At 58.9% G+C, this 24,485-nt stretch carries 23 protein-coding genes and 2 tRNA genes; 20 read left to right on the forward strand and 5 right to left on the reverse strand.

The features are described from left to right. Positions 1–17 precede the first annotated feature (17 nt). Positions 18–788 carry a hypothetical protein gene (locus tag BLU11_RS00190; protein WP_090271491.1) on the reverse strand — a complete coding sequence of 257 codons (771 nt, stop codon included), beginning with the start codon at positions 786–788 and terminating at the stop codon, positions 18–20. Positions 789–1,125: 337 nt separating this feature from the next. On the opposite strand from BLU11_RS00190, the gene carA reads away from it, so the two are divergent. From carA to BLU11_RS00210, 4 genes are read left to right on the forward strand one after another with little or no spacing between them, the layout of a single operon-like run. Continuing rightward, positions 1,126–2,262: a glutamine-hydrolyzing carbamoyl-phosphate synthase small subunit gene (carA, locus tag BLU11_RS00195; protein ID WP_090271492.1), complete on the forward strand. Its 1,137-nt coding sequence runs from the start codon at positions 1,126–1,128 to the stop codon at positions 2,260–2,262. Positions 2,263–2,293: 31 nt separating this feature from the next. Further along, complete coding sequence (gene carB, locus BLU11_RS00200) at positions 2,294–5,509, forward strand: carbamoyl-phosphate synthase large subunit (RefSeq protein ID WP_090271493.1); 3,216 nt, start codon at positions 2,294–2,296, stop codon at positions 5,507–5,509. 1 nt (position 5,510) lies between these two features. Further along, entirely contained in the window at positions 5,511–5,984 is a 474-nt protein-coding gene (gene greA / locus BLU11_RS00205) for a transcription elongation factor GreA (protein WP_090271494.1), read from the forward strand. 23 nt (positions 5,985–6,007) lie between these two features. After that, on the forward strand, positions 6,008–6,406 hold the full coding sequence (locus BLU11_RS00210) for a DUF4149 domain-containing protein (RefSeq protein WP_090271495.1): 399 nt from the start codon (positions 6,008–6,010) through the stop codon (positions 6,404–6,406). Between the two features lie 84 nt (positions 6,407–6,490). Here the strand turns inward: BLU11_RS00210 and yhbY are convergent, their stop codons facing one another. Continuing rightward, a complete protein-coding gene (yhbY, locus tag BLU11_RS00215) occupies positions 6,491–6,805 on the reverse strand; it encodes a ribosome assembly RNA-binding protein YhbY (RefSeq protein ID WP_090271496.1) in 315 nt (104 codons plus the stop codon). Positions 6,806–6,898: 93 nt separating this feature from the next. Here yhbY and rlmE point away from each other — a divergent pair, with 93 nt between their 5' ends. The 15 genes from rlmE (at position 6,899) to pnp (ending at position 22,008) form a co-directional block, all read left to right on the forward strand. Continuing rightward, entirely contained in the window at positions 6,899–7,525 is a 627-nt protein-coding gene (rlmE, locus tag BLU11_RS00220) for a 23S rRNA (uridine(2552)-2'-O)-methyltransferase RlmE (RefSeq protein WP_090271497.1), read from the forward strand. A gap of 148 nt (positions 7,526–7,673) precedes the next feature. Then, positions 7,674–9,611, forward strand: coding sequence for an ATP-dependent zinc metalloprotease FtsH (gene ftsH / locus BLU11_RS00225; RefSeq protein WP_090276090.1), 1,938 nt, complete (start codon positions 7,674–7,676; stop codon positions 9,609–9,611). 8 nt (positions 9,612–9,619) lie between these two features. Further along, positions 9,620–10,483: a dihydropteroate synthase gene (folP, locus tag BLU11_RS00230; RefSeq protein ID WP_090271498.1), complete on the forward strand. Its 864-nt coding sequence runs from the start codon at positions 9,620–9,622 to the stop codon at positions 10,481–10,483. 18 nt (positions 10,484–10,501) lie between these two features. After that, positions 10,502–11,848, forward strand: a complete 1,347-nt coding sequence (gene glmM, locus BLU11_RS00235; protein ID WP_090271499.1) for a phosphoglucosamine mutase — start codon at positions 10,502–10,504, stop codon at positions 11,846–11,848. A gap of 66 nt (positions 11,849–11,914) precedes the next feature. Beyond that, positions 11,915–12,676, forward strand: a complete 762-nt coding sequence (tpiA, locus tag BLU11_RS00240) for a triose-phosphate isomerase (protein WP_090271500.1) — start codon at positions 11,915–11,917, stop codon at positions 12,674–12,676. After that, positions 12,673–13,047 (forward strand): preprotein translocase subunit SecG, encoded by a 375-nt coding sequence (secG, locus tag BLU11_RS00245; RefSeq protein ID WP_090271501.1) that lies wholly within the window; start codon positions 12,673–12,675, stop codon positions 13,045–13,047. The genes tpiA and secG overlap by 4 nt, the downstream gene beginning before the upstream one ends. Before the next feature lie 12 nt (positions 13,048–13,059). Next, a tRNA-Leu gene (locus BLU11_RS00250) sits at positions 13,060–13,144 on the forward strand. A 102-nt stretch (positions 13,145–13,246) separates the two neighbouring features. Beyond that, positions 13,247–13,323 (forward strand) — tRNA-Met (locus BLU11_RS00255). Positions 13,324–13,438: 115 nt separating this feature from the next. Further along, positions 13,439–13,894, forward strand: a complete 456-nt coding sequence (rimP, locus tag BLU11_RS00260; protein WP_090276092.1) for a ribosome maturation factor RimP — start codon at positions 13,439–13,441, stop codon at positions 13,892–13,894. A gap of 52 nt (positions 13,895–13,946) precedes the next feature. Beyond that, positions 13,947–15,428, forward strand: coding sequence for a transcription termination factor NusA (gene nusA, locus BLU11_RS00265; protein WP_090271502.1), 1,482 nt, complete (start codon positions 13,947–13,949; stop codon positions 15,426–15,428). Positions 15,429–15,489: 61 nt separating this feature from the next. After that, complete coding sequence (gene infB / locus BLU11_RS00270) at positions 15,490–18,018, forward strand: translation initiation factor IF-2 (RefSeq protein ID WP_090271503.1); 2,529 nt, start codon at positions 15,490–15,492, stop codon at positions 18,016–18,018. Between the two features lie 95 nt (positions 18,019–18,113). Continuing rightward, positions 18,114–18,500: a 30S ribosome-binding factor RbfA gene (gene rbfA / locus BLU11_RS00275; RefSeq protein WP_090271504.1), complete on the forward strand. Its 387-nt coding sequence runs from the start codon at positions 18,114–18,116 to the stop codon at positions 18,498–18,500. A gap of 2 nt (positions 18,501–18,502) precedes the next feature. Next, on the forward strand, positions 18,503–19,423 hold the full coding sequence (gene truB, locus BLU11_RS00280; RefSeq protein WP_090271505.1) for a tRNA pseudouridine(55) synthase TruB: 921 nt from the start codon (positions 18,503–18,505) through the stop codon (positions 19,421–19,423). 123 nt (positions 19,424–19,546) lie between these two features. Then, positions 19,547–19,816, forward strand: a complete 270-nt coding sequence (gene rpsO, locus BLU11_RS00285; RefSeq protein WP_090271506.1) for a 30S ribosomal protein S15 — start codon at positions 19,547–19,549, stop codon at positions 19,814–19,816. Between the two features lie 86 nt (positions 19,817–19,902). Then, positions 19,903–22,008, forward strand: a complete 2,106-nt coding sequence (gene pnp, locus BLU11_RS00290) for a polyribonucleotide nucleotidyltransferase (protein WP_090271507.1) — start codon at positions 19,903–19,905, stop codon at positions 22,006–22,008. An 81-nt stretch (positions 22,009–22,089) separates the two neighbouring features. Here the strand turns inward: pnp and BLU11_RS00295 are convergent, their stop codons facing one another. Continuing rightward, positions 22,090–22,566, reverse strand: coding sequence for a serine kinase/phosphatase (locus BLU11_RS00295; protein WP_172828650.1), 477 nt, complete (start codon positions 22,564–22,566; stop codon positions 22,090–22,092). A 164-nt stretch (positions 22,567–22,730) separates the two neighbouring features. On the opposite strand from BLU11_RS00295, the gene BLU11_RS00300 reads away from it, so the two are divergent. After that, entirely contained in the window at positions 22,731–23,108 is a 378-nt protein-coding gene (locus BLU11_RS00300) for a SpoIIAA family protein (protein ID WP_090271509.1), read from the forward strand. Between the two features lies 1 nt (position 23,109). Here the strand turns inward: BLU11_RS00300 and BLU11_RS00305 are convergent, their stop codons facing one another. Then, a complete protein-coding gene (locus BLU11_RS00305) occupies positions 23,110–23,682 on the reverse strand; it encodes a hypothetical protein (RefSeq protein WP_090271510.1) in 573 nt (190 codons plus the stop codon). A gap of 78 nt (positions 23,683–23,760) precedes the next feature. Beyond that, entirely contained in the window at positions 23,761–24,450 is a 690-nt protein-coding gene (locus tag BLU11_RS00310; RefSeq protein ID WP_090271511.1) for a pseudouridine synthase, read from the reverse strand. Between the last annotated feature and the right edge of the window lie 35 nt (positions 24,451–24,485).

The following is a 24,485-nucleotide window of genomic DNA, read 5'->3' on the forward strand; positions in this document are numbered from 1 at the left end:
TTTTTATACTGGGCAGATCAGCTGGTCTTGTTTTGACGCACCTGTTCGCGCGCCAGATCATTGAGTGTCTCGGTATTGCGCAGCAGATAAAAGGCGGCGATGGTCGGCACCCAGTCGGAGCGGTGGTTGAGCAGGCGGGGCTGGACGAAGCTGTATTGCTTGTCCAGGTCATCAAGTGTTCCGGACAGTTCGGGCAGCAGCGATTTGAGGGCTTCAGAGCGTCTGACGATGCTGGCATCCATGTTCTGGAACACCGTTTCGCCGGGCTCGATGAAATAGATGCCGATCGAGCTGAACATGCTGTTCTGGTACAACAACAGAATCTGGCTGGTTTCCAGGCTCTGCTGGTGTAGCGTATGGAGGTTTTCGCTGATGGCGCCGGCCAGAGCGGAATACTGCGCGGCGGCAGCCTTGTCCAGTTTGCCGTGGGCCATCATGATGCGGTTGACGGTCGCCAGATGGTAATGAGCCTCTTCCTGGGTCTGATTTTCCAGCTCTCGAATCAAGCTGATGAACTCATTGAAAGAGCTGCGCAGTTCCGAGGGGTTGTCCATCAACCGCAACAGCTTTTCCATGTTGCTCAGTGCGTCATTGTAGGTTTCCCGGTTGCCCGGCTCGCGCACGCGTTCGAACAGGTTGTTGTCAATCAATAGGTAGGTGGCGGCGCGATAGCTCTCGCTGCGAAATTCGTGGAGGTTCTGCGCCAGTTGCGCATCGGCATTTGCCTGCGCTTGGACGGCGAAGCCGAGCAGCAATAGAGTCAAGAGGTATTTCAGCTGTGTTTTCATTCCCTGGAGTCCCTTTTCTTGTTGTAAATCCTGATCCGGCAGAGATGCTTGGGTGCCGGCAGAATATCTCCTGACTCTGTGGTCGGAGATCTGATCCAGCTGCAGTTTTAGCATGTTCGCCACGATTATGAAATACACCACGAAGGGAATATCGGTTCACCGCACTGCACAGACAGTATGGATATTTTCTGATCAAACCGTTAAGCTATCGCGCTAATCTGTCTATTCAGCGCGTATCTGACAATGCCTTTGCAGTGGGATGAAGTGATAAACACATCATTCCCGCTTTTGTGCAGCCCGCGTTTGGCAAAAACGTGTCAGTCTTTCGGAGGTTTTCTTGTCCAAGCCCGCCATCCTAGCCCTCGCCGACGGCAGCATTTTTCATGGGGAATCCATCGGCGCCGACGGTCACAGTGTCGGTGAGGTCGTATTCAATACGGCGATGACCGGCTATCAGGAGATTCTCACCGATCCGTCCTATGCCCGCCAGATCGTCACGCTGACCTATCCTCACATCGGTAACACCGGTACTACACCGGAAGATGCAGAGTCCTGGAAGGTCTGGGCTGCGGGCCTGGTGATTCGTGATCTGCCGCTGGTGGCCAGTAACTGGCGCAGCAAGCAGACGCTGCCGGACTACCTGGAGGAAAATGGTACCGTCGCCATCGCTGGTATCGATACCCGTCGCCTGACGCGCATCCTGCGTGAGAAAGGTGCTCAGAACGGTTGCGTCATGGCGGGTGAAGATGCCACCGAAGCCAAGGCTCTTGAGCTGGCGCGTGGCTTTGCCGGCCTGAAAGGTATGGATCTGGCGAAAGAGGTCAGCGTCAAGGAAGCTTACGAATGGCGTTCGGGCGCCTGGGACCTGGCGACCGACAGCCACGCGGAAATCGACGCCGCCGATCTGCCTTATCATGTGGTGGTGTTTGATTTCGGCGTCAAGTACAACATCCTGCGCATGCTGGTTGCACGCGGTTGCCGATTGACCGTGGTGCCTGCCCAGACCACGGCGGCGGAGGTGCTGGCGCTGAATCCCGATGGCGTGCTGCTGGCCAATGGTCCCGGCGATCCGGAGCCTTGTGATTATGCGATCAAGGCCATTCAGGAGCTGCTGGAAACCGATACGCCGATTCTCGGCATCTGCCTGGGACATCAGCTGCTGGCGCTGGCGTCCGGTGCGCGCACCGTGAAGATGCCCAGCGGCCACCATGGTGCCAACCATCCGGTGCAGGACCTGCGCACCGGTGCGGTCATGATCACCAGTCAGAACCATGGTTTTGCCGTAGACGAAGCCACTCTGCCGGCCAACGTCCGGGCCACCTACAAGTCTCTGTTTGATGGCACGCTGCAAGGTATCGAACGCACCGACAAGGCCGCCTTCAGCTTCCAGGGTCACCCCGAAGCCAGCCCGGGACCGGGTGATGTGGCGCCGTTGTTCGAGCGGTTCATCGCCGCCATGGGTAAAAATTGCTGAGCCGGTAAACTCCAAGGATTAATGAAACGCTATGCCAAAACGTACTGATATCAAAAGTATTCTGATCCTCGGCGCCGGTCCCATCGTGATCGGCCAGGCCTGTGAGTTTGACTATTCCGGTGCCCAGGCCTGCAAGGCGCTGAGAGAAGAGGGGTTCCGGGTGATTTTGGTGAACTCCAACCCGGCGACCATCATGACCGACCCGGCGATGGCTGACGCTACCTATATCGAACCGATCAAGTGGCAGACAGTGGCGCAGATCATCGAGAAGGAGCGCCCTGATGCATTGTTGCCGACCATGGGTGGTCAGACCGCGCTGAACTGCGCGCTGGACCTGGAGAAGCACGGCGTGCTGGAAAAGTTCGGTGTGGAAATGATCGGCGCCAATGCCGACACCATCGACAAGGCCGAGGACCGCTCGCGATTCGACAAGGCCATGCGCGACATCGGGCTGGAATGCCCGCGTTCGGGTATCGCTCATGACATGGCCGAGGCCTACGGCGTACTCGATCAGGTAGGTTTCCCCTGCATCATCCGTCCGTCCTTCACCATGGGCGGCACCGGTGGCGGCATCGCCTACAATCGTGAAGAGTTCGAGGAAATCTGCACTCGAGGGCTGGACCTGTCGCCGACCAAAGAATTGCTGATCGATGAATCACTGATCGGTTGGAAGGAATACGAGATGGAGGTGGTCCGCGACAAGAAGGACAACTGCATCATCGTCTGCTCGATCGAGAACTTCGACCCCATGGGTGTGCACACTGGTGACTCCATCACCGTAGCGCCGGCCCAGACCCTGACCGACAAGGAATACCAGATCATGCGCAACGCCTCGCTGGCGGTGCTGCGTGAGATTGGTGTGGAAACCGGCGGCTCCAACGTCCAGTTCGGGATCGACCCGAAGGACGGCCGCATGGTGGTCATCGAGATGAACCCGCGGGTATCGCGCTCCTCTGCGCTGGCGTCCAAGGCCACCGGTTTCCCGATCGCCAAAATCGCCGCCAAACTGGCAGTGGGTTACAGTCTTGATGAGCTGCAGAATGACATTACTGGCGGTCGTACTCCGGCGTCCTTCGAGCCGTCTATCGACTACGTTGTCACCAAGATTCCGCGTTTTGCCTTCGAGAAATTCCCCAATGCCGACGCTCGTCTGACCACCCAGATGAAATCTGTGGGTGAAGTCATGGCCATTGGTCGTACTTTCCAGGAATCCCTGCAGAAAGCGCTGCGCGGTCTGGAAGTGGGCTCCTGTGGCTTCGATCCGCAACTGGATCTGAATGCCGCCGATACCACCACCAATCTGACCCGCGAACTGACTGTGCCTGGTGCCGAGCGTATCTGGTACATCGGCGACGCCTTCCGTGCTGGCATGAGCGTCGAGCGGATTTTCGAGTTGACCAATATCGACCCCTGGTACCTGGTACAGATCGAAGATCTGATCAAGGACGAGGAGCGCGTCAAGAAGCTGGGTCTGGCCGATCTGGACAAGAATCTGATGTTCCGCCTCAAGCGCAAGGGGTTCTCTGATACCCGTCTGGCGCAACTGCTGGGTGTGAGCGAGAAGAATCTGCGCTCGCAGCGCCATAAGCTGGGCGTATTCCCGGTGTACAAGCGCGTGGACACCTGTGCTGCCGAGTTCGCCACTGATACTGCGTACATGTACTCCACCTATGAGGAAGAGTGCGAGGCCAATCCGTCGACACGCGACAAGATCATGGTATTGGGTGGCGGGCCGAACCGTATCGGTCAAGGCATCGAGTTCGACTATTGCTGCGTACATGCGGCCTTGGCCATGCGTGAAGATGGTTACGAAACCATCATGGTCAACTGCAACCCGGAAACCGTATCCACTGACTACGACACCTCCGATCGCCTGTATTTCGAGCCGGTGACCCTGGAAGATGTGTTGGAAATCGTACGCGTCGAGCAGCCAAAAGGTGTGATCGTGCAGTACGGCGGGCAGACCCCGTTGAAGCTGGCTCGTGCCCTGGAAGAAGCCGGCGTGCCGATCATCGGTACCAGTCCGGAAGCCATCGACCGTGCCGAAGACCGCGAGCGCTTCCAGCAGATGGTCGAGCGCCTGAACCTGCGTCAGCCGCCGAATGCTACCGTGCGCAGCGAAGATGAAGCCATTACGGCGGCGAACAAGATCGGCTACCCGCTGGTCGTGCGTCCCTCCTATGTGCTGGGTGGTCGCGCCATGGAGATCGTCTATCAGGAAGACGAGCTCAAGCGTTATCTGCGCGACGCGGTGAAAGTCTCCAACGACAGCCCGGTGCTGCTGGACCACTTCCTCAACTGCGCCATCGAGATTGACGTGGACGCGGTTTCCGACGGTACCGACGTGGTGATCGGCGCGATCATGCAGCATATCGAACAGGCGGGCGTGCACTCCGGTGACTCGGCCTGCTCGCTGCCGCCGTACTCGCTGTCTGCCGAGGTTCAGGACCAGATGCGCGATCAGGTCAAGCGTATGGCGCTGGAGCTGGGCGTGGTCGGTCTGATGAACGTGCAGTTGGCGTTGCAGGGCGACACCATTTACATCATCGAAGTGAACCCGCGTGCCTCGCGTACCGTTCCTTTCGTATCCAAGTGCATCGGTCGCTCGCTGGCACAGATCGCTGCTCGCGTCATGGCGGGCAAGACGCTGAAGGAGCTGGGCTTCACTGAAGAGGTGATTCCGCCGTTCTTTGCTGTGAAGGAAGCGGTATTCCCGTTCGCCAAATTCCCTGGCGTCGACCCCATTCTTGGGCCGGAAATGAAATCCACCGGGGAGGTCATGGGGGTTGGCGATAGCTTCGCCGAGGCTTTCGCCAAGTCCCAGCTGGGTGCCAGTGAAGTGCTGCCGACCTCCGGAACCGTGTTCATCAGTGTGCGCGAAGACGACAAGCCGTTTGTCGCCGATGTTGCACGCGACCTGACCGAGCTGGGTTTTGAGGTGGTAGCGACCGCAGGTACTGCCAAGATCATCGAGGCAGCCGGATTGCCGGTGCGTCGGGTGAACAAGGTTACCGAAGGGCGGCCGCACATCGTCGACATGATCAAGAATGATGAGATCCGCCTGGTGATCAACACCACGGAAGGTCGGCAATCCATTGCCGACTCCTACTCCATTCGTCGCAATGCGCTGCAGCACAAGGTGTACTCCACCACCACCCTGGCTGGTGGTCAGGCAGTCTGCATGGCATTGAAATTCGGTCCTGAGCGCGCAGTGCGTCGCCTTCAGGATTTGCACGAGGGGATCTGATATGAAATATCCGATGACCAAAAAAGGCGCCGAAGCGCTGGAAGAAGAGCTCAAGCATCTGAAATCCGTGATGCGTCCGCAGATCACCCAGGCCATCGCCGAGGCGCGTGAGCTGGGTGACCTGAAGGAAAACGCCGAATACCATGCCGCACGCGAACAGCAAGGCATGGTCGAGGCGCGGGTGCGGGATATCGAAGGTCGGCTGTCCAATGCCCAGGTGATCGACGTCACCGCCATCGCGCCCACCGGCAAGGTGATCTTCGGTACCACGGTGACCATCGCCAATGTGGACACCGGCGAGGAAGTGCAGTACCAGATCGTCGGTGAGGACGAGGCGGAGATCAAGCAGCGCAAGATTTCTGTCACGTCACCCATTGCCCGGGCGCTGATTGCCAAGGAAGAGGGCGATATCGTGGCGGTGAGAACCCCCAGCGGCGTCGTCGAGTATGAAATTGTTGAGGTAAAGCACCTTTGAGACCGGGTGCTGCTCTGCCGGCAATGCGTAGCGGCAGGGTGGCCTGGCAGTTGGCTCAGACGTTATGGGTCGGGGGCGTATGGATGCTGCATTTCGTCATGTTGCCGGCGTTGGAGCGGTTTGGTCTGGCGCCTCTGCTGATCGATGAGATAGGCGGTTTCATGCGTCCGCTGCTGATTGGTTTTGCAGCGGTGTGTGCTTTGTTGCAAGCTGTGGTGGCCTGCTCGGTGTTGGGGTTGGCTATCTGGCGGGATCTGCGCGGGCAGTTGCTGCTGTTGGTCATGCTGGCCGCCGTCGCATTCTTCGTTGTCGGCGGATTGACGAACGGAACGTACTGGCAGTTTTTCAGTTACCTGGTGGTAGCATTTGCCGGGCTGGTGCTGATACTGCAGCCGCGACCGGATGAGCTTGCCGAACGCTGATGTAGGAGCGGCCTTGGCCGCGAAGGTTTTCTGCCAGGCTGCTCGCGGCCATGGCCGCTCCTGCACAGACTGGCAGAGACCAGATCACAGACCCTTGAGGCGTGCCAGGTTCGACAGTTTGGGATTGGCTTTCTTGTTGGGCCGCAGCAGAATGGCCATCTTGCCGATGACCTGAACCAGTTCTGCGCCACTGGCTTTGCAGAGCTCATCGATCAACGTCTGCTTGGTGTCGCGATCGCCGACGGTGACGCGAATCTTGATCAGTTCATGATCGTTCAGGGCGCGGTCAAGCTCGGCCAGCACGCCTTCGCTGGCGCCTTGCTCGCTGACTATCACCACCGGCTTGAGATGGTGCCCAATGCGTTTGTAGGCTTTCTTCTGTTCAGAGCTGAGCGCCATAATAATCCGTTTGAATTCCTGTGCGATGTTCGATGAAGGTCGTTTAAGGGATCTAGTATAACCGGCGGAGCAGTCCGCTGCATGAGGTATTCCGTGGCAAGATCAAAGACCAGCAAGGGTTGGCTGAAAGAACATTTCGATGATCCTTATGTAAAGAAGGCGCAGAAGGACGGCTACCGCTCCCGTGCCAGCTACAAGCTGCTGGAAATTCAGGAAAAGGATCGCCTGCTGCGCCCCGGCATCACTGTGCTGGATCTCGGCTCGGCGCCGGGCGGCTGGTCGCAGGTAGCCAGCCGGGTGATCGGTGAGAAGGGGCGCATCATTGCCTCCGACATCCTGCCGATGGACAGTATTCCGGATGTCACCTTCATTGAGGGCGACTTTACCGAAGACGCTGTGTTCGAAGCGATTCTCGCCGCCATCGGCGATAGCGGGGTGGATCTTGTAATTTCGGATATGGCCCCCAATATGAGTGGAACGCCCGAAGTTGATCAGCCGCGTGCAATCTACTTGTGTGAGTTGGCGCTGGATATGGCATGCCGGGTGCTGCATCCGGGCGGTGATTTCCTGATCAAGGTGTTTCACGGCGAAGGATTCGACGATTATTTCAAGGAGATGCGTGGCCGTTTCGACAAGATGGTTACGCGCAAGCCGGGCGCCTCCCGGGATCGATCCAGAGAGACCTACCTCCTGGGTAAGGGCTTCAAGGGTGAAGCCTGAGTGGTGGGTTGAGGACACAGCGCGTTACACAGGTGCGACTGCCGCAGTGGCAGAATCTGGTGTAAGGTAGATGGCCGGATAAACAGACGAATACAGCCAGGCTTCGACCATTCAGATGGCGGGGCAAGAGGATAGCAATTTGAACGATATGGCGAAAAACCTCATTCTGTGGTTGATCATCGCTGCAGTGCTGGTGACTGTGATGAACAATTTCAGCAGTCCGACCGAACCGCGAGCACTGAATTACACCGAATTTCTCGAGCTGGTGAGTGATCGCCAGGTCGAACGCGTTACCGTGGATGGGTTCATCATTACCGGCAAGCGCCGTGATGGCGAAGTCTTCAAGACAGTGCGTCCAGCCATTCAGGACAACGGCCTGATCGGTGACCTGCTGGAAAACGACGTGGTCGTCGAAGGCAAGCAGCCGGAGCGTCAGAGCATCTGGACTCAGTTGCTGATCGCCAGCTTCCCGATTCTGATCATTATCGCCATTTTCATGTTCTTCATGCGGCAGATGCAGGGCGGCGGCGGTGGTCGTGGCGGCCCGATGAGCTTTGGCAAGAGCAAGGCGCGGATGCTGTCCGAAGATCAGGTCAAGACCACCTTTGCCGATGTCGCCGGTTGTGATGAGGCCAAGGAAGAAGTCGGTGAGCTGGTTGAGTTTCTGCGTGATCCGGGCAAGTTCCAGCGTCTGGGTGGGCATATTCCACGGGGCGTACTGATGGTCGGTCAGCCGGGTACCGGTAAGACGCTGCTGGCCAAGGCGGTCGCTGGCGAGGCCAAGGTGCCCTTCTTCACCATTTCCGGTTCCGACTTCGTGGAAATGTTCGTCGGCGTCGGCGCCAGCCGTGTGCGTGACATGTTTGAACAGGCCAAGAAGCATGCGCCTTGCATCATCTTCATCGATGAGATCGACGCGGTCGGTCGTCATCGGGGTGCTGGTATGGGTGGCGGTCATGATGAGCGTGAGCAGACCCTGAACCAGCTGTTGGTAGAGATGGATGGTTTCGAGGCCAATGACGGGGTCATCGTGGTCGCTGCAACCAACCGTCCCGACGTGCTTGACCCAGCACTGCTGCGTCCTGGCCGTTTCGACCGCCAGGTGGTGGTGGGGCTGCCGGATATCCGCGGCCGTGAACAGATTCTCAAAGTGCATATGCGCAAGGTACCGCTGGGTGACGATGTCGTAGCGTCGGGGATCGCCCGTGGCACGCCCGGCTTCTCCGGTGCCGATCTGGCCAACCTGGTCAACGAGGCGTCGCTGTTCGCCGCTCGTGCCGGCAAGCGTCTGGTCGAAATGAACGAATTTGAAATGGCCAAGGACAAGATCATGATGGGCGCCGAGCGCAAGTCCATGGTCATGTCCGACAAGGAAAAGCTCAATACCGCTTACCACGAGTCCGGCCATGCCATCGTCGGTCGGCTGGTGCCCGAGCATGATCCGGTCTACAAGGTGTCCATCATTCCACGCGGCCGTGCGTTGGGTGTGACCATGTTCCTTCCTGAGGAAGACCGTTACAGCCTGTCCAAGCGGGCACTGATCAGCCAGATCTGCTCGCTGTTCGGTGGTCGGATTGCCGAGGAAATGACGCTGGGTTTTGATGGCGTGACGACGGGTGCATCCAACGACATCATGCGTGCCACCCAGTTGGCGCGGAACATGGTGACCAAATGGGGCCTGTCGGAAAAGCTGGGTCCGTTGATGTATGCCGAGGAAGAAGGCGAAGTGTTTCTCGGGCGCAGTGCCGGTAGCCAGCAAGCCGGTGTGTCCGCCGAAACGGCGCGGATGATCGATGAGGAAGTGCGCAGCATTATCGATGGTTGCTACGCCACGGCCAAGCGCCTGTTGGAAGAGAACCGTGACAAGCTGGATATGATGGCCGAGGCGCTGATGAAGTATGAAACCATCGACGTTGAGCAGATCAATGACATCATGAGCGGCAAGCCGGCGCGTGAGCCCAAGGGTTGGTCTGACGATGATCGTCGCGGCCCCGGCGCAGTGACCCCGGTGGCGGATACGCCCCAGGCGCCTCAGGACTCCCCGCGAGATGACGGTATCATCGGCGGTCCGGCAGGCGAGCACTGAGAGCAGGCATGACAGAAACACGCAATAACGCCCGGTTGCCATGTGGCGACCGGGAGCTGGATCTTTCCCGTACCCATGTCATGGGTATCCTTAATATCACCCCTGATTCGTTTTCCGATGGCGGCCGCTACAACAACCGTGATGCGGCTCTTGCCCGCGTCGAGCAGATGCTCGATGCCGGTGCCACGCTGATCGATATTGGTGGTGAGTCGACGCGTCCTGGCGCGGCCTTGGTCGGCGTACAGGAGGAGGTCGACCGGGTTGTGCCCATGGTTGAGGCGATCAAGGCGCGCTTTGACGTGGTGGTGTCAATCGATACCAGCACGCCGCAAGTCATCAGTGACTCGGCAGCGGTGGGTGCGGGATTGATCAACGATATCCGCGCGCTGTGCCGCCCCGGCGCCATGCAGGCGGCGGTCGAGTCGAAGCTGGCCGTATGTCTGATGCATATGCAGGGCGAGCCGCAGAGCATGCAGCAGGCACCGGTCTACGATTCAGTGCTGGGCCAGGTGAACTCTTTCCTGGAGAAGCGGGTCCAAGCCTGCCTGGAAGCCGGGATCGATCGCAGCAAGCTGGTGCTCGACCCTGGTTTCGGATTTGGTAAAACCCTGCAGCATAACCTTGCATTGTTCGCCCATATGGAAGCCCTGCGTCCGCTCGATCTGCCGATTCTGGTGGGAGTGTCGCGCAAGAGCATGATAGGGCAGGCGTTGGATCGACCGGTCGATGAGCGGCTGAGTGGTGGCTTGGCGCTGGCGGCATTGGCGGTCGCCAAGGGTGCGCGCATCATCCGTGTGCATGATGTGGCGGAAACCGCCGACGCGGTACGCATGGTCGATGCGGTCGTTGCTGCAGGCTCTCAAGAGATTTAATTTCAGGATACTCCCAAAATGGAAAAGCGCTACTTCGGCACTGATGGCATCCGTGGTCTTGTTGGTACCCACCCGATTACTCCCGAGTTCATGCTCAGGTTGGGATGGGCCACCGGTATGGCATTCAAGCACCACGGCCAGTGCCGTGTGGTCATCGGCAAGGACACGCGTATCTCCGGCTACATGTTCGAATCGGCACTGGAGGCGGGACTGTCCGCCGCTGGTGCGCAGGTGCAGTTGCTTGGTCCGATGCCGACCCCGGCCATTGCCTACCTGACGCGCACCTTCAAGGCAGATGCCGGCATCGTCATCAGTGCATCGCATAATCCGCATTATGACAATGGCATCAAGTTCTTCTCGGCTCAGGGCACCAAGCTGCCGGATACCCTGGAGCACGAAATCGAGCGGTTGGTCGATACCCCCATGCAGGTGGTTGAATCCGGCGAGCTGGGCAAGGTGGCGCGAATTGAGGATGCGTCGGGCCGCTATATCGAATTCTGTAAGAGCAGTGTGCCGACCAGTACCAGCTTCAAGGGTATGAAAATCGTGCTGGATTGCGCCAATGGCGCCACCTACAAGGTCGCGCCCAGCGTGTTCAGTGAGCTGGGTGCTGAAGTCAGCGTGATAGGTGCCAGTCCGGATGGTCTGAACATCAATGCGGGAGTCGGCTCGACCCACCTGGCGGCACTGAGCAAGGCGGTGGTCGAGCGGCAGGCGGATCTGGGTATCGCCTTCGATGGTGATGGCGATAGGGTGATGATGGTTGATCATCTGGGCAATGAGGTGGACGGTGATGAGCTGCTCTATATCATGGCTCTGGATCTGTACGAGCGCGGCCTGCTCGAAGGGGGTGTGGCTGGCACGCTGATGACCAATCTCGGCCTTGAGCTGGCGCTGCGCGAGCGGGATATTCCCTTTGTCCGCGCCAAGGTCGGTGACCGTTATGTCATGGCCGAGCTGCATCAGCGCGGTTGGCAGTTGGGTGGTGAGTCCTCGGGGCATCTGGTATGTCTGCGCCACACCACTACGGGCGATGGGATTATCGCCGCGTTGCAGGTTGTGCGTGCGCTGCGCATGTCGGGCAAGAGTCTGGCGCATGCCTGCAAGGGCATGAGCAAATGCCCGCAGAAGCTGATCAATGTGCGTTACCAGAGCAGCGGAGCATCGCCGCTGGAGGCGCCCGAGTTGCAGGCAGCGGTGGCTGCGGCCGAAGCCCGGTTAGGTGACTCGGGCCGGGTTTTATTGCGCCTGTCGGGTACTGAACCCCTGATCCGAGTGATGGTGGAAGGTCAGAATCCGAAGCAGGTGACAAGCGAGGCCGAGGCCTTGGCCGAGCAAGTGCAAAAAATGTTTGGCGAGCGCTGAAAAGGCGGTTGTGTCGGGTTGGCAACTTGGTTAACATTGGCGCCCGCTTGAGCTGAGAGGTTAGGCATGCGTCGTCCGCTGGTCGCCGGAAACTGGAAAATGTACGGTACTCGGCAGTCCGTTGATGAGTTGCTCTCCGGATTGAACGAGCAGCAGTGGCCGGAAGAGGTCGATCTGCTGGTTGCGCCTCCGGCACTGTATATTCAGCAGTGTCACCAGATGCTGGAAGGGTCGCCGCTGCGGCTGGCTGGCCAGAGCTGTGCATTCCAGGCCGAGCCCGGTGCGTTGACCGGTGAGATATCTCCGGCGCAGCTGCGTGATGCGGGTTGTGAATTTGTACTGGTTGGTCATTCCGAGCGGCGTAGCCTGTTGGGAGAGACTGACGAGGTGATTTGCCGCAAGTTTGCTGCGGCACTGGCCAGTGGTCTTCGTCCTATTCTCTGTGTTGGCGAGACGCGTGAGCAGTATGATTCAGGTGAAACTGCGGACGTGGTCGGGCGACAGTTGCAGGCAGTGCTGGATACCTTTGGTGTCGGCGGTCTGTCCCAGGGCGTGGTCGCATATGAGCCTGTCTGGGCGATTGGTACGGGCCTGACGGCCACGCCGGAGCAGGCTCAGGACGTGCATGCCATGATTCGTGCGCGGCTGGCCGTGCTGGATGATGAGCAGGCCAGGTGTGTACAGATAGTCTACGGTGGCAGCGTCAAGGCGGATAATGCTCAGGCACTGTTTGACATGCCGGATATCGATGGGGGGCTGGTAGGTGGAGCCTCTCTCAATGCAGATGAATTTGGTGCGATAGCTCGCGCCGCGGGACAAGCTAAATGATTCAAACCGTAATTGTGGTTGTACATCTTCTGGTCGCCATTGGCCTGGTTGGGTTGATTCTGATCCAGCAGGGTAAGGGTGCGGAGACAGGTGCGTCCTTTGGTTCCGGGGCGTCCGGTACGGTTTTTGGCAGCCAGGGTGCGGCTACTTTTCTAAGTCGCTTGACAGCGGTGCTGGCCACTGTATTCTTTGTCACCTCTTTGGGGTTGGCCTTCTATGCCAGCCACAAGGCGAGCGAAGTTCGTGATGCGGGCCTGCCGGTTCCGATGATGCAGAGCGAGCCGCGCGCCCCGGTTAGTGAAGATGTTCCTGTTCTCGAAGAGCAGGCTCCTCAGGCCCCTGCGACTGACGATGTTCCGGTCGTAGAGTAAGCCGACAGTTTTGCGGAAGTGGTGGAATTGGTAGACACGCTATCTTGAGGGGGTAGTGCCTTCGGGTGTATGGGTTCGAGTCCCATTTTCCGCACCAATTTAAAGGGCCTGCAGCATGCAGGCCCTTGTTTTTTCCGGGCAGAATATGTCAGGTTGTCTTGTTTGGCTGCCGAGCGTATAATTCATGCCCTAGATTCGACGCGGGGTGGAGCAGTCTGGTAGCTCGTCGGGCTCATAACCCGAAGGTCGTAGGTTCAAATCCTGCCCCCGCAACCAGTCAAAGGCCCCTTTTCAGGGGCTTTTTGTTAACTCCGGACTTCATTCGATGAAGTGGCCGGAACCAGGATGGGCTTCAGGCCCATTTTTTATTCATTCAAGAAAGGCGGTGAAATTGTCCGGCAAAGTTACCGAATTGGAGAACCTGTTGGTCCCGATTGTCGAAGCTCTGGGCTATCGTTGTTGGGGGATCGAGTTTCTTTCGCAGGGGCGTCACAGTCTGCTGCGAGTATATATCGAACACCCTGACGGCGTGAGCGTGGAAGCGTGCGCGACGATCAGCAGGCAGGCCAGTGCGGTGCTGGATGTGGAAGACCCCATCAGTGGCGATTACACTCTGGAAGTGTCTTCTCCGGGAATGGACAGGCCTTTGTTCACTCTCGAGCAGTTCGCCGCCTATGTCGGCGAGCAGGCCAAAATCAGATTGCGCGTGCCCTATGAAGGCCGGCGGAATTTTCAAGGTGTCATCCGCGGGGTGGAAGGCGATGAGGTAGTGTTGCAGGTGGAAGAACACGAGTACCTGCTGCCCATCGATACCATCGATAAAAGTAATATCATTCCGCGGTTTTGAGCATTTTTCGGGCTCCAGTGGCCCCAATGGACGGCGTTAGGCGAGGCATACGATGAGCAAAGAAGTGCTGCTGGTTGTGGAATCCGTATCCAATGAGAAGGGCGTGCCGCCCGGAGTCATTTTCGAGGCGCTGGAACTGGCCTTGGCAACGGCCACCAAAAAGCGCTATGAAGACGAAGTCGACGTGCGGGTGGCGATCAATCGCCAGACCGGCGACTACGACAGCTTCCGTCGCTGGACCGTGGTGGTGGATGATGACTTCGAAGAGCCAGATATGCAGTTGGCATTGGACCAGGCCCACGCCCGCGACCCGTCGCTGAACGTCGGTGACGTGGTTGAAGAGAAGATCGAGTCAGTCGAGTTCGGTCGTATCGCCGCGCAGATCGCCAAACAGGTTATCGTCCAGAAGGTTCGTGAAGCAGAGCGCGCCCAGGTGGTTGACGCCTACCGTGATCGGTTGGGTGAAATCATCAGCGGCACGGTAAAGAAGGTCACTCGCGACAGTGTCATCGTGGATCTGGGCAATAATGCCGAGGCCGTGTTGCCGCGTGAGGAAATGATCCCGCGCGAGACCTTCCGCACCGGTACCCGCATTCGTGCGCTGCTCAAGGATATCCGTACAGAGAACCGCGGTCCGCAGCTGGTGCTGTCGCGCAGTTGTCCGGAAATGATAATCGAGCTGTTCCGTATCGAAGTGCCGGAGATCTCCGAAGAGCTGATCGAGGTCATGGGCGCAGCCCGTGATCCGGGCTCCCGGGCCAAGATTGCGGTGCGTTCGAAAGACAAGCGTATAGATCCGCAAGGTGCCTGTATCGGCATGCGCGGCTCGCGCGTGCAGGCGGTGTCCGGTGAGCTGGGCGGTGAGCGGGTGGATATCGTGCTTTGGGACGACAACCTCGCGCAGTTCGTGATCAATGCCATGGCACCTGCCGAAGTGGCTTCGATCATCCTGGATGAAGATACCCATGCCATAGATATCGCCGTGGCCGAGGATAACCTCGCCCAGGCAATTGGCCGTAGTGGCCAGAACGTCCGGTTGGCCAGCCAATTGACCGGCTGGACACTCAATGTCATGACCGAAGACGACATCCGTGCAAAACAGGAAGCCGAGACGGGCGATGTATTGCGCAACTTCCTCGATGAGCTGGATGTGGATGAAGAGCTGGCTCAGATTCTGGTCGACGAAGGCTTTACCTCGCTGGAGGAAATTGCCTACGTACCCATGGAGGAAATGCTGGAAATCGATGGTTTTGATGAAGATATCGTCAATGAGCTGCGGTCGCGAGCCAAGGACCGCCTGCTGACGAAGGCGATTGCCAACGAGGAAAAACTGGAAGAGGTCCAGCCTGCGGACGATCTGCTGAATATGGAGGGCATGGATCGCGCCCTGGCATTCCAGCTGGCAGCCCAAGGCATTCTCTGCATGGAAGATCTCGCGGAACAATCCGTGGATGATCTGCTGAATATTGATGGAATCGACGAAGCCCGTGCCGGCGCCCTGATCATGGCAGCCCGGGCTCCCTGGTTTGAATAAACCGGTCGGCTGGCAGCATCGCTGGGCGGCAACGCCCGGCCCCCGACTGAGGAGAAAGTGAATGGCGGAAGTGACGGTCAAAGAATTGGCTGAAGTGACAGGTACGCCGGTAGAGCGCCTGTTGCAACAGATGCAGGAAGCTGGGTTGACGCACACTGGTGCGGAACAGCCCGTTTCGGACGATGAAAAACAGCGATTGCTGACGTTTCTGAAGAGCAATCACGGCGATTCGGCTACAGAGCCGCGCAAGATTACCCTGACGCGAAAAACCGTAAGCACCTTGAAAGTAGCGGGCAGCAAAACCGTCAACGTGGAAGTGCGCAAGAAGCGAACCTACGTCAAGCGTGACGAAGTGGATGTCGAAGCCGAGCGTCAGCGGGAGCTGGAAGAGCTGCGCGCGGCCGAGGAAGCACGTCAGGCTGCCGCTGCAGCGGAAGCCCAGCGCAAGGCCGAAGAAGACCAGGCGCGTCAGGCTGAAGAAGCTGCGCGTCAGGCTGCCGAAGCACAGGCCGCCCAGGCTCCATCGCAGCCTGAAACCCCGGCGCCCAAGGCACAGCCGGCGGCTGCGCCGCAACCTGCTCCCGTAGCTGATGAGGCAATTGTGGAAGCAGCGCCGTCACCGGCAGCGGCGGCGAAGAAGAAGGACGAACAGCGTCGCAAGGCGCGGGCTGAGGAAGACGAGCGCAGCCGCAAGCGCGCCGGAGGCCCCGGCAAGGGGCGCGGCACCGCGCGTGCAGGTGATGATGACAATGCGCGTCGTCGCGGGGGCGCCGGCAAGCTCAAGGCGCAGAAGAAACGTAGTAATCAGCACGGCTTCGAGAAGCCGACAGGACCTGTAGTGCGAGAAGTGGTAATCGGTGAAACCATCACCGTGGCCGAACTGGCCCAGAAGATGTCGGTGAAGGCAGCCGAAGTCATCAAGTACATGTTCAAGAACGGCAACATGGTGACCATCAACCAGGTGCTGGATCAGGACACTGCGACCATCGTCGCCGAAGACCTGGGTCACCAGGTCAAGCATGTCAGTGAAAGTGAGCTGGAAGATCGCCTGGCTGAAGCCATGCACTTCGAAGGTGAAGAAATCAGCCGCGCCCCGGTAGTGACCGTCATGGGTCACGTAGACCACGGCAAGACCTCGCTGCTTGACTATATTCGCCGGGCCAAGGTGGCTTCGGGCGAGGCTGGCGGCATTACTCAGCACATCGGTGCCTACCATGTGCAGACTGATCGCGGCATGGTCACCTTCCTCGACACCCCCGGTCACGCGGCGTTTACCGCAATGCGTGCCCGTGGTGCCCAGTCCACTGATATCGTGATTCTGGTGGTGGCCGCTGATGACGGCGTGATGCCGCAGACCGAAGAGGCGGTGCAGCACGCCAAGGCAGCGGGTGTGCCCCTGGTTGTGGCCGTGAACAAGATCGACAAGGAACAAGCTGACCCTGATCGCATCAAGCATGATCTGGCAGCACGCGGTGTGGTCCCCGAGGAATGGGGTGGCGATACCATGTTCATGCACGTTTCGGCCAAGGTCGGTACCGGCATCGACGAGTTGCTCGAAGCGGTTCTGCTGCAGGCTGAAGTACTCGAGCTCAAGGCCCAGCCGACAGCGCCGGCGCGCGGTGTCGTAGTCGAGTCGCGTCTGGACAAGGGCCGTGGTCCGATTGCCACGGTGCTGGTACAGAACGGCACGCTGCGTCAGGGTGATGTGGTGCTGGCCGGCCTCAATTATGGCCGCGTGCGCGCCATGCTTGATGAGAACGGCAATAGCGTCAAGGAGGCCGGTCCGTCCATCCCTGTAGCCATTCTGGGTCTTGACGGTACACCGGGAGCCGGTGACGAAATGACCGTGGTTCCTGATGAAAGGAAGGCGCGCGAAGTAGCACTGTTCCGTCAGGGCAAGTTCCGCGAGATCAAGCTGGCTCGCCAGCAGTCTGCGAAGCTGGAAAACATGTTCGAGAACATGGGTCAGGGCGAGAAGAAGACACTCAACATTGTCATCAAGGCTGACGTGCGTGGCTCGCTCGAGGCGCTGCAGGGTTCGCTCGCCGAACTGGGCAACGACGAAGTTCAAGTCAAGATCGTGTCGGGCGGCGTGGGTGGTATCAACGAAACCGACGCCAACCTGGCGCTGGCTTCCAACGCCGTGATTTTCGGCTTCAACGTGCGGGCCGATGCCTCGGCGCGCAAGGTTATCGAGGCTGAAGGTCTGGATCTGCGCTATTACAGCGTCATCTACGAAATCATCGAAGACGTCAAGAAGGCCCTGACCGGCATGCTCGGCAGCGATGTTCGTGAGCAGATTCTGGGCGTCGCCGAAGTTCGTGACGTATTCCGTTCGCCTAAGTTCGGCGCGGTAGCCGGCTGTATGGTTATCGAAGGTACCGTACACCGCAACCGTCCGATCCGTGTGCTGCGCGAAGACGTGGTCATCTACGAAGGCGAGCTGGAATCCCTGCGTCGCTTCAAGGATGACGTTGCCGAGGTGCGCAATGGCATGGAATGCGGTATCGGTGTGAAGAACTACAACGACGTGCGTGCCGGTGACCGTATCGAAGTATTCGAGCGGGTTCAGGTAGCGCGGACGCTGTAACACCAGCCAGAGTTGCTGGCTGCAAGCTGGAAGTCGCCTTGGCGCGGCTTCCGGCTTTGGTGTTTTCAGTCTCACCGTTTTTTGAGTGTAACGTTATGGCCAAAGAATACAGTCGTACCCAGCGGGTAGCTGATCAGATGCAGCGTGAGCTGGCCTCGCTGATCCAGCGCGAAGTTCGCGACCCGCGTGTCGGCATGATTACTGTCACCGCTGCGGAAGTCAGCCGCGATCTGGCGCATGCCAAGATTTTCATTACCCTGATGGGCGAGGCGACCGACGAAGACATCGCGCTTAACCTGGCGGCCCTGAAGGATGCTGCCGGTTTTCTGCGAGTACAGCTCGGGCGCGTGATGAAGTTGCGCAGCATTCCGCAATTGCATTTCCACTACGATGAGAGCGTGCGCCGCGGCGTACATCTGTCTTCCCTTATCGAACGTGCTGTTGCGCAGGATCGTCAGCACTCCGGGGATGTTGAGGAGTAGACGTGTCCGCACCACGTAGCAAACGCCGTGATATCGACGGCGTACTGATTTTCGACAAGCCGCTGGGCATGACCTCCAATGCCGCCTTGCAGAAGGTGCGCTGGTTGTTCAATGCCAGCAAGGGTGGGCATACCGGTAGCCTTGATCCACTGGCCAGCGGTGTACTGCCTCTGTGTCTGGGCGAGGCGACCAAGTTTTCCCAGTACCTGCTGGATGCGGACAAGGCCTATGTCACCGAAGCCCGGTTGGGGATGACCACGACGACCGGTGATGCCGAAGGCGATGTGCTGGAAAGAAAGCCGTGCCATGTCACTATGGCAGAGGTCGAGGCGCTACTGCCGCGCTTTCGCGGCGATATCCAGCAGATACCGCCCATGTATTCGGCGCTCAAGCATGAAGGTCAGCCGTTGTACAAGCTGGCTCGCGCCGGGGAAACAGTGGAGCGCAAGCCGCGATCTGTTACCATAAGCCAGCTGGAGTTGCTGGAGCTGGAGGGCGATCGTCTGCGCTTGGAAGTGCACTGCAGCAAGGGCACTTATATTCGCACCCTGGTCGAAGATCTGGGCGCCGCTCTGGGTTGTGGAGCGCACGTTTCCGAGCTGCGCCGGATCCAGGCCGGCCCGTTCGATCTGACCCAGGCGGTAACCCTGGAAACGCTCGAGGCCTTGCACGCCGAAGGTGGCGCCACCGCGCTGGATCACCTGCTGCTGCCGAACGACAGCGGGCTGGAAGACTGGCCGGTGGTGGATCTTACCGAGCAGACCGCCTTTTACCTCAATCATGGACAGGCGGTACGGGTGCCGGGTAGTCCGGCGTTCGGTATGGTCCGCCTGCGTGATCACGAAGGGCGTTTCATCGGTATCGGTGAAATGACCGATGACGCACGGGTGGCGCCCAAACGTCTGATGCGTTTCAATGGCTGAATGATTTCATGGAAGTTGACCCATAAGGGTCGCAACGAGGGTGGCTGTCAACAGGCATGGTCATTCCTCGATTTAAAACACGGGACAGACGTCCCGGCCTGTTACCTCAGAGGAATAGCTGTCATGGCACTGAGCGTTGAAGAAAAAGCTGCAATCGTATCCGAGTATGCACGTGGCGAAGGTGATACCGGTTCTCCTGAAGTCCAGGTGGCTCTGTTGACTGTCAACATCAACAAGCTGCAGGGTCACTTCAAGGACAACAAGAAGGATCACCATTCCCGTCGCGGTCTGATCCGTATGGTCAACCAGCGTCGTAAGCTGCTGGATTACCTGAAGTCCAAGGATCTGAGCCGCTACAGCAGCTTGATCAGCAGTCTGGGTCTGCGTCGCTAAGACCAGCTCCGTTTGGACATGGCCGGGTCCGAAACCCGACCATGCCCAGAGTTTCCCCAAAGGCAAATACAGAGAGAGAAGACACCGTGAAACCGGTTATCAAACAATTCAAGTTGGGCAACAACACCATTACCCTGGAAACCGGCCGCATCGCGCGCCAGGCTTCCGGCGCGGTTCTGGTCAGCATTGATGATGCAGTCAGCGTTCTGGTTACCGTGGTGGGCGCAAAGAATGCCGACGCCGGTCGCGACTTCTTCCCTCTGTCTGTGCACTACATCGAAAAAACCTATGCGGCAGGCCGCATTCCGGGTGGTTTCTTCAAGCGTGAAGGCCGTCCTACCGAGAAGGAAACCCTCACCTCGCGTCTGATCGACCGTCCGATCCGCCCGCTGTTCGCCGATGGCTTCATGAATGAAGTCCAGGTGGTCTGCACCGTGGTTTCCACTGACAAGACGACTGATCCGGATATCGCCGCACTGCTCGGCACCTCGGCTGCGCTGGCCATTTCCGGTATTCCCTTCGACGGCCCTATCGGTGGTGCCCGCGTTGGTTTTGACGACGTTGATGGCTACGTTCTGAACCCGACCTACGAGCAACTGAAGACCTCGCGTCTGGACATGATCGTCGCGGGTACCGAAGACGCCGTGCTGATGGTTGAATCCGAAGCGCAGGAACTGTCCGAAGACCAGATGCTGGGTGCAGTACTCTTCGCCCACATGGAATTCCAGCCGGCCATCGAAGCGATCAAGGAACTGGTTGCCGAAGCCGGCAAGCCTGCGTGGGACTGGCAGCCCGCTCCGGAAAACACCGTGCTGCTGGATGCCATCAAGTCCGAGTTCGGCGCGGGTATCAGCGAAGCCTACACCATCACCCACAAGCAGTCGCGTTACACCCGTCTGGGCGAGCTGCGTGATGCTGCTATCGCTGCGCTGGCCGGTGAAGAAGCCAAGTTCGCCGCTGGTGAAGTCAAGGACGCATTCGGTGAGATTGAATACCGCACCGTGCGTGAAAGCATCGTCAATGGCAATCCGCGCATCGATGGCCGTGACACCAAAACCGTACGTCCGCTGAACATCGAAGTCGGTGTACTGGATCGCACTCACGGTTCCTCCCTGTTCACCCGTGGTGAAACTCAGGCGCTGGTGGTAACCACTCTGGGTACTGCCCGTGATTCACAGCTGCTGGATACCCTGGAAGGCGAGAAGAAAGACCCCTTCATGTTCCACTACAACTTCCCTCCCTACTCGGTGGGTGAGTGTGGGCGCATGGGTGGTACCGGTCGCCGCGAAATCGGCCATGGTCGTCTGGCCCGTCGTGGTATCGAGGCAGTGATGCCCGATATGGAGCAGTTCCCCTACACCATCCGTGTGGTCTCGGAAATCACCGAATCCAACGGTTCCAGCTCCATGGCCTCGGTCTGCGGTGCATCTCTGGCGCTGATGGACGCCGGTGTGCCACTGAAGGCGCCGGTGGCCGGTATCGCCATGGGTCTGGTCAAGGAAGGCGATAAGTTCGCGATCCTGACCGACATCCTCGGTGACGAGGATCACCTGGGCGACATGGACTTCAAGGTAGCCGGTACCGAGAAAGGTGTTACTGCGCTGCAGATGGATATCAAGATCCAGGGCATCACCGAAGAAATCATGGAACTGGCGCTGCATCAGGCGCTCGACGCACGTCTGAATATCCTGGGTCAGATGAACCAGGTGCTGCCGGCTTCGCGCAAGGAGCTGTCCGCCAACGCACCGACCATGATCAGCATGAAGATCGATTCCGACAAGATCCGTGATGTGATCGGCAAGGGTGGTGCAACCATCCGCGGTATCTGCGAAGAGACCGGTGCTTCGATCGACATTACCGATGACGGCACCGTGAAGATCTTCGCTGCCAGCAAAGATGCCGCCAACGCTGCCAAGGCGCGGGTTGATGGTATTACCGCTGAAGCGGAAATCGGCAAGGTCTACACCGGCAAGGTCGAGCGTATCGTTGATTTCGGCGCCTTCGTCAGCATCCTGCCCGGCAAGGACGGTCTGGTACACATCTCGCAGATCGCCAACCAGCGTATCGAGAAGGTCACCGACGTACTTCAGGAAGGTCAGGAAGTGAAGGTGCTGGTACTGGACGTGGATAACCGCGGCCGTATCAAGCTGTCCATGAAGGATGTGGAAGCAGCTGAAAACAGCGGCGTCTGATCCCGCTGCCAGCCTTCGGGCGGTGCATAAAAAACCCTGGCCTTCATGCCGGGGTTTTTTTATGCCTGTTGAAAGCCGTCGTCAGGAATTATCTGGCTCGCTGCTGCGGCGCGCTGTCAGGTTGTCATCGGCTGCGGTTTCCGGAACCAGCGGCTCATCGGGATCACCATCCCAGGGTTTGCCATCCAGCGGCTTGGCACGCCCCAGTTCCGCTTCGTCCAGCCCATAGCGCCCTCCAGCGCCGGCCTCTCCGACATCACTGAGTTCAGTGTCCGCCGCCTTGCCGGCGATATCAGCCTCCTCAGCCGAGCGTGAACCATCATCGGGGTTCAGCGTTTCTGGTGTGGCGTCGTCGGCGGTAGGACCTTGTCCAGGCATGGAGGCTTCAGTCAACCCCGCTTCATCGGCACGCCTAGCCGACTCAGCTCTGGACGGTACATTGCCAACCGGGCCCATGGGCCGATCATCGGGTGCCTCACGATTATCTGCTTCAACCTGCCGTCTGGCGGCTTCGGTGAGGGCCTGTTCGTCGGGCTCGTGCTGATCGTTACTCATCATTCACCTCCGCATCTATGTATTTCAGTTGACGCCTCTTGCGGGTAAAAGATTCCATGTTTCGGCCGGTCAATCCTGGGCACAGATAAACCTCAACCACCCCTTCATCAGCTGCGACTCTCGGTTGTCTATACTGTCCGCAGGTTGTACAGATATCGGAGAACAACATGTTTCAGGTAATGCGTATTGGTAACGAACGACTGGAATTGGATATCGCCGGGAAGCTGGACCGGGAGGGCATGCGCGAAGGGCTGAGCGCGCTGTTTACCCAGGCGCAGGGTATGCAGCACGGTCAGCTGTTGATGCGCGTCGGCGACCTGGAGATGCCGACCGCGGGTGCCGTAGGAGTAGAGCTGTCGCATCTGCCGCAACTGTTTCGGCTCATACGCCAGTTCGATCGATGCGCGGTGCTCAGTGCCAGAGAATGGATCAGAACGATGAGCGAAATCGAAGGCGCCATGATCCCCGGCCTGGAGGTAAAGTCATTCAGTCCCGAGCAGGACGCCGAAGCGCTGGCTTGGCTGAGTGGCGTTCATGCGCGCTGAATTATAATATGCACTGAACCACCGCACGTGGATCAAAATCCTTCCATTGGCCGTCACGCAGCTCTCCTTCTGCCTGCTCGACGTCCATGGCCCCGACGGCTCTGAGAGTGTCGATGGCAGACTGCCTGGATTGATCATCAACCCGGACAGCCACCAGCACGCCTGGGGCGCGTTCAGTCACGGCTGGCTGGACCTCGGAAGGCTGCCCGGTCTGCTCGTCCACATCTGACTTCTCATCGGTGCTGCTGACTGCGCCCACCAGCGAGCCGGTATAGGCGCCGATCCCAGCGCCGATGGCGACGCCGACAGGGCCGATGATCGGCGTTGTCGCCAACCCTGCAGCTGCCCCGATGGCCGCGCCCACGCCACCGCCTTTAGCTGCGCCAAGACCTGACTTACGAGCGCCGGGAGAGCTTTCGTCGTCCCCGCCAATGGGATAGATATCATGTTGGCCGTTGGGATTGAGGTAGAAGGCAGCCAGGGCTTCCAGAGGAAAGCCTGTCTGGCGCAGCGCTGCCAGGGCTGCATCTGCCTGATCCTGCAGTTCGAATCGTCCCGCAATGATGGTATGCATGAGCGTCGCCTTCGGATTGCGTCTGGTCCCCAAAGGGTAGCAAGCCCAGCGCGATTAAACCAAGCGGCTGCCATCCGCTCAGACGCTGGCAATCTCCGTGCTGGTCAGCGGCCGGTATTGTCCGGGGGCCAATGTGGGGTCCAGTTCAATATCGCCCATACGCTCGCGGTGCAGTGAAATCACTCGGTTGCCGACAGCATGAAACATCCGCTTGACCTGATGATGGCGGCCTTCGTAAATGGTCAGGCGTGCGAGGTCAGGCGCGAGCAGTTGCAGTTGTGCAGGGGAGGTATCAACATCTTCCCGGGTCAGATGGATGCCCTGTTCGAAGCGCTCGGCGGCGCAAGCGGCCACAGGTTCTGCAGTACCCACCAGATATACCTTGGGAATGCGCTGGCCGGGTTCGGTCAGCCGCCGGGACCAGAGACCGTCGTTGGTGAGGATCAACAGCCCAGAGGTGCTGCGATCCAATCGTCCGCCGATATGCAGGTGCGGACGCAATGGCTCGGCGAACAGCTCGAGCACGGTGGGATGAGCCGGGTCGCTGGTAGCACTCAGATAACCGCGCGGTTTGTGCAGCATGAAGTGCAGGGGCGTGTGCTGTTGCAGGAGCCTGTCGTCCAGCTGTACGGTGACGAAGCGGTCGACGGCCTGTTGGGGGGCGCGGATGACCTGCCCATTCACCTGCACCCGGCCCGCTGTGATCAGAAGACGTGCGGTCTGTTGGCTTTGTTCGGTATGTCTGGCGATGAATCGATCGAGGCGCATGGAGGTTATTGTACCGCTGCGGATTCTTTAGCATA

Origin of the sequence: Halopseudomonas litoralis, assembly GCF_900105005.1 — a bacterium.
GTDB lineage: Bacteria > Pseudomonadota > Gammaproteobacteria > Pseudomonadales > Pseudomonadaceae > Halopseudomonas > Halopseudomonas litoralis.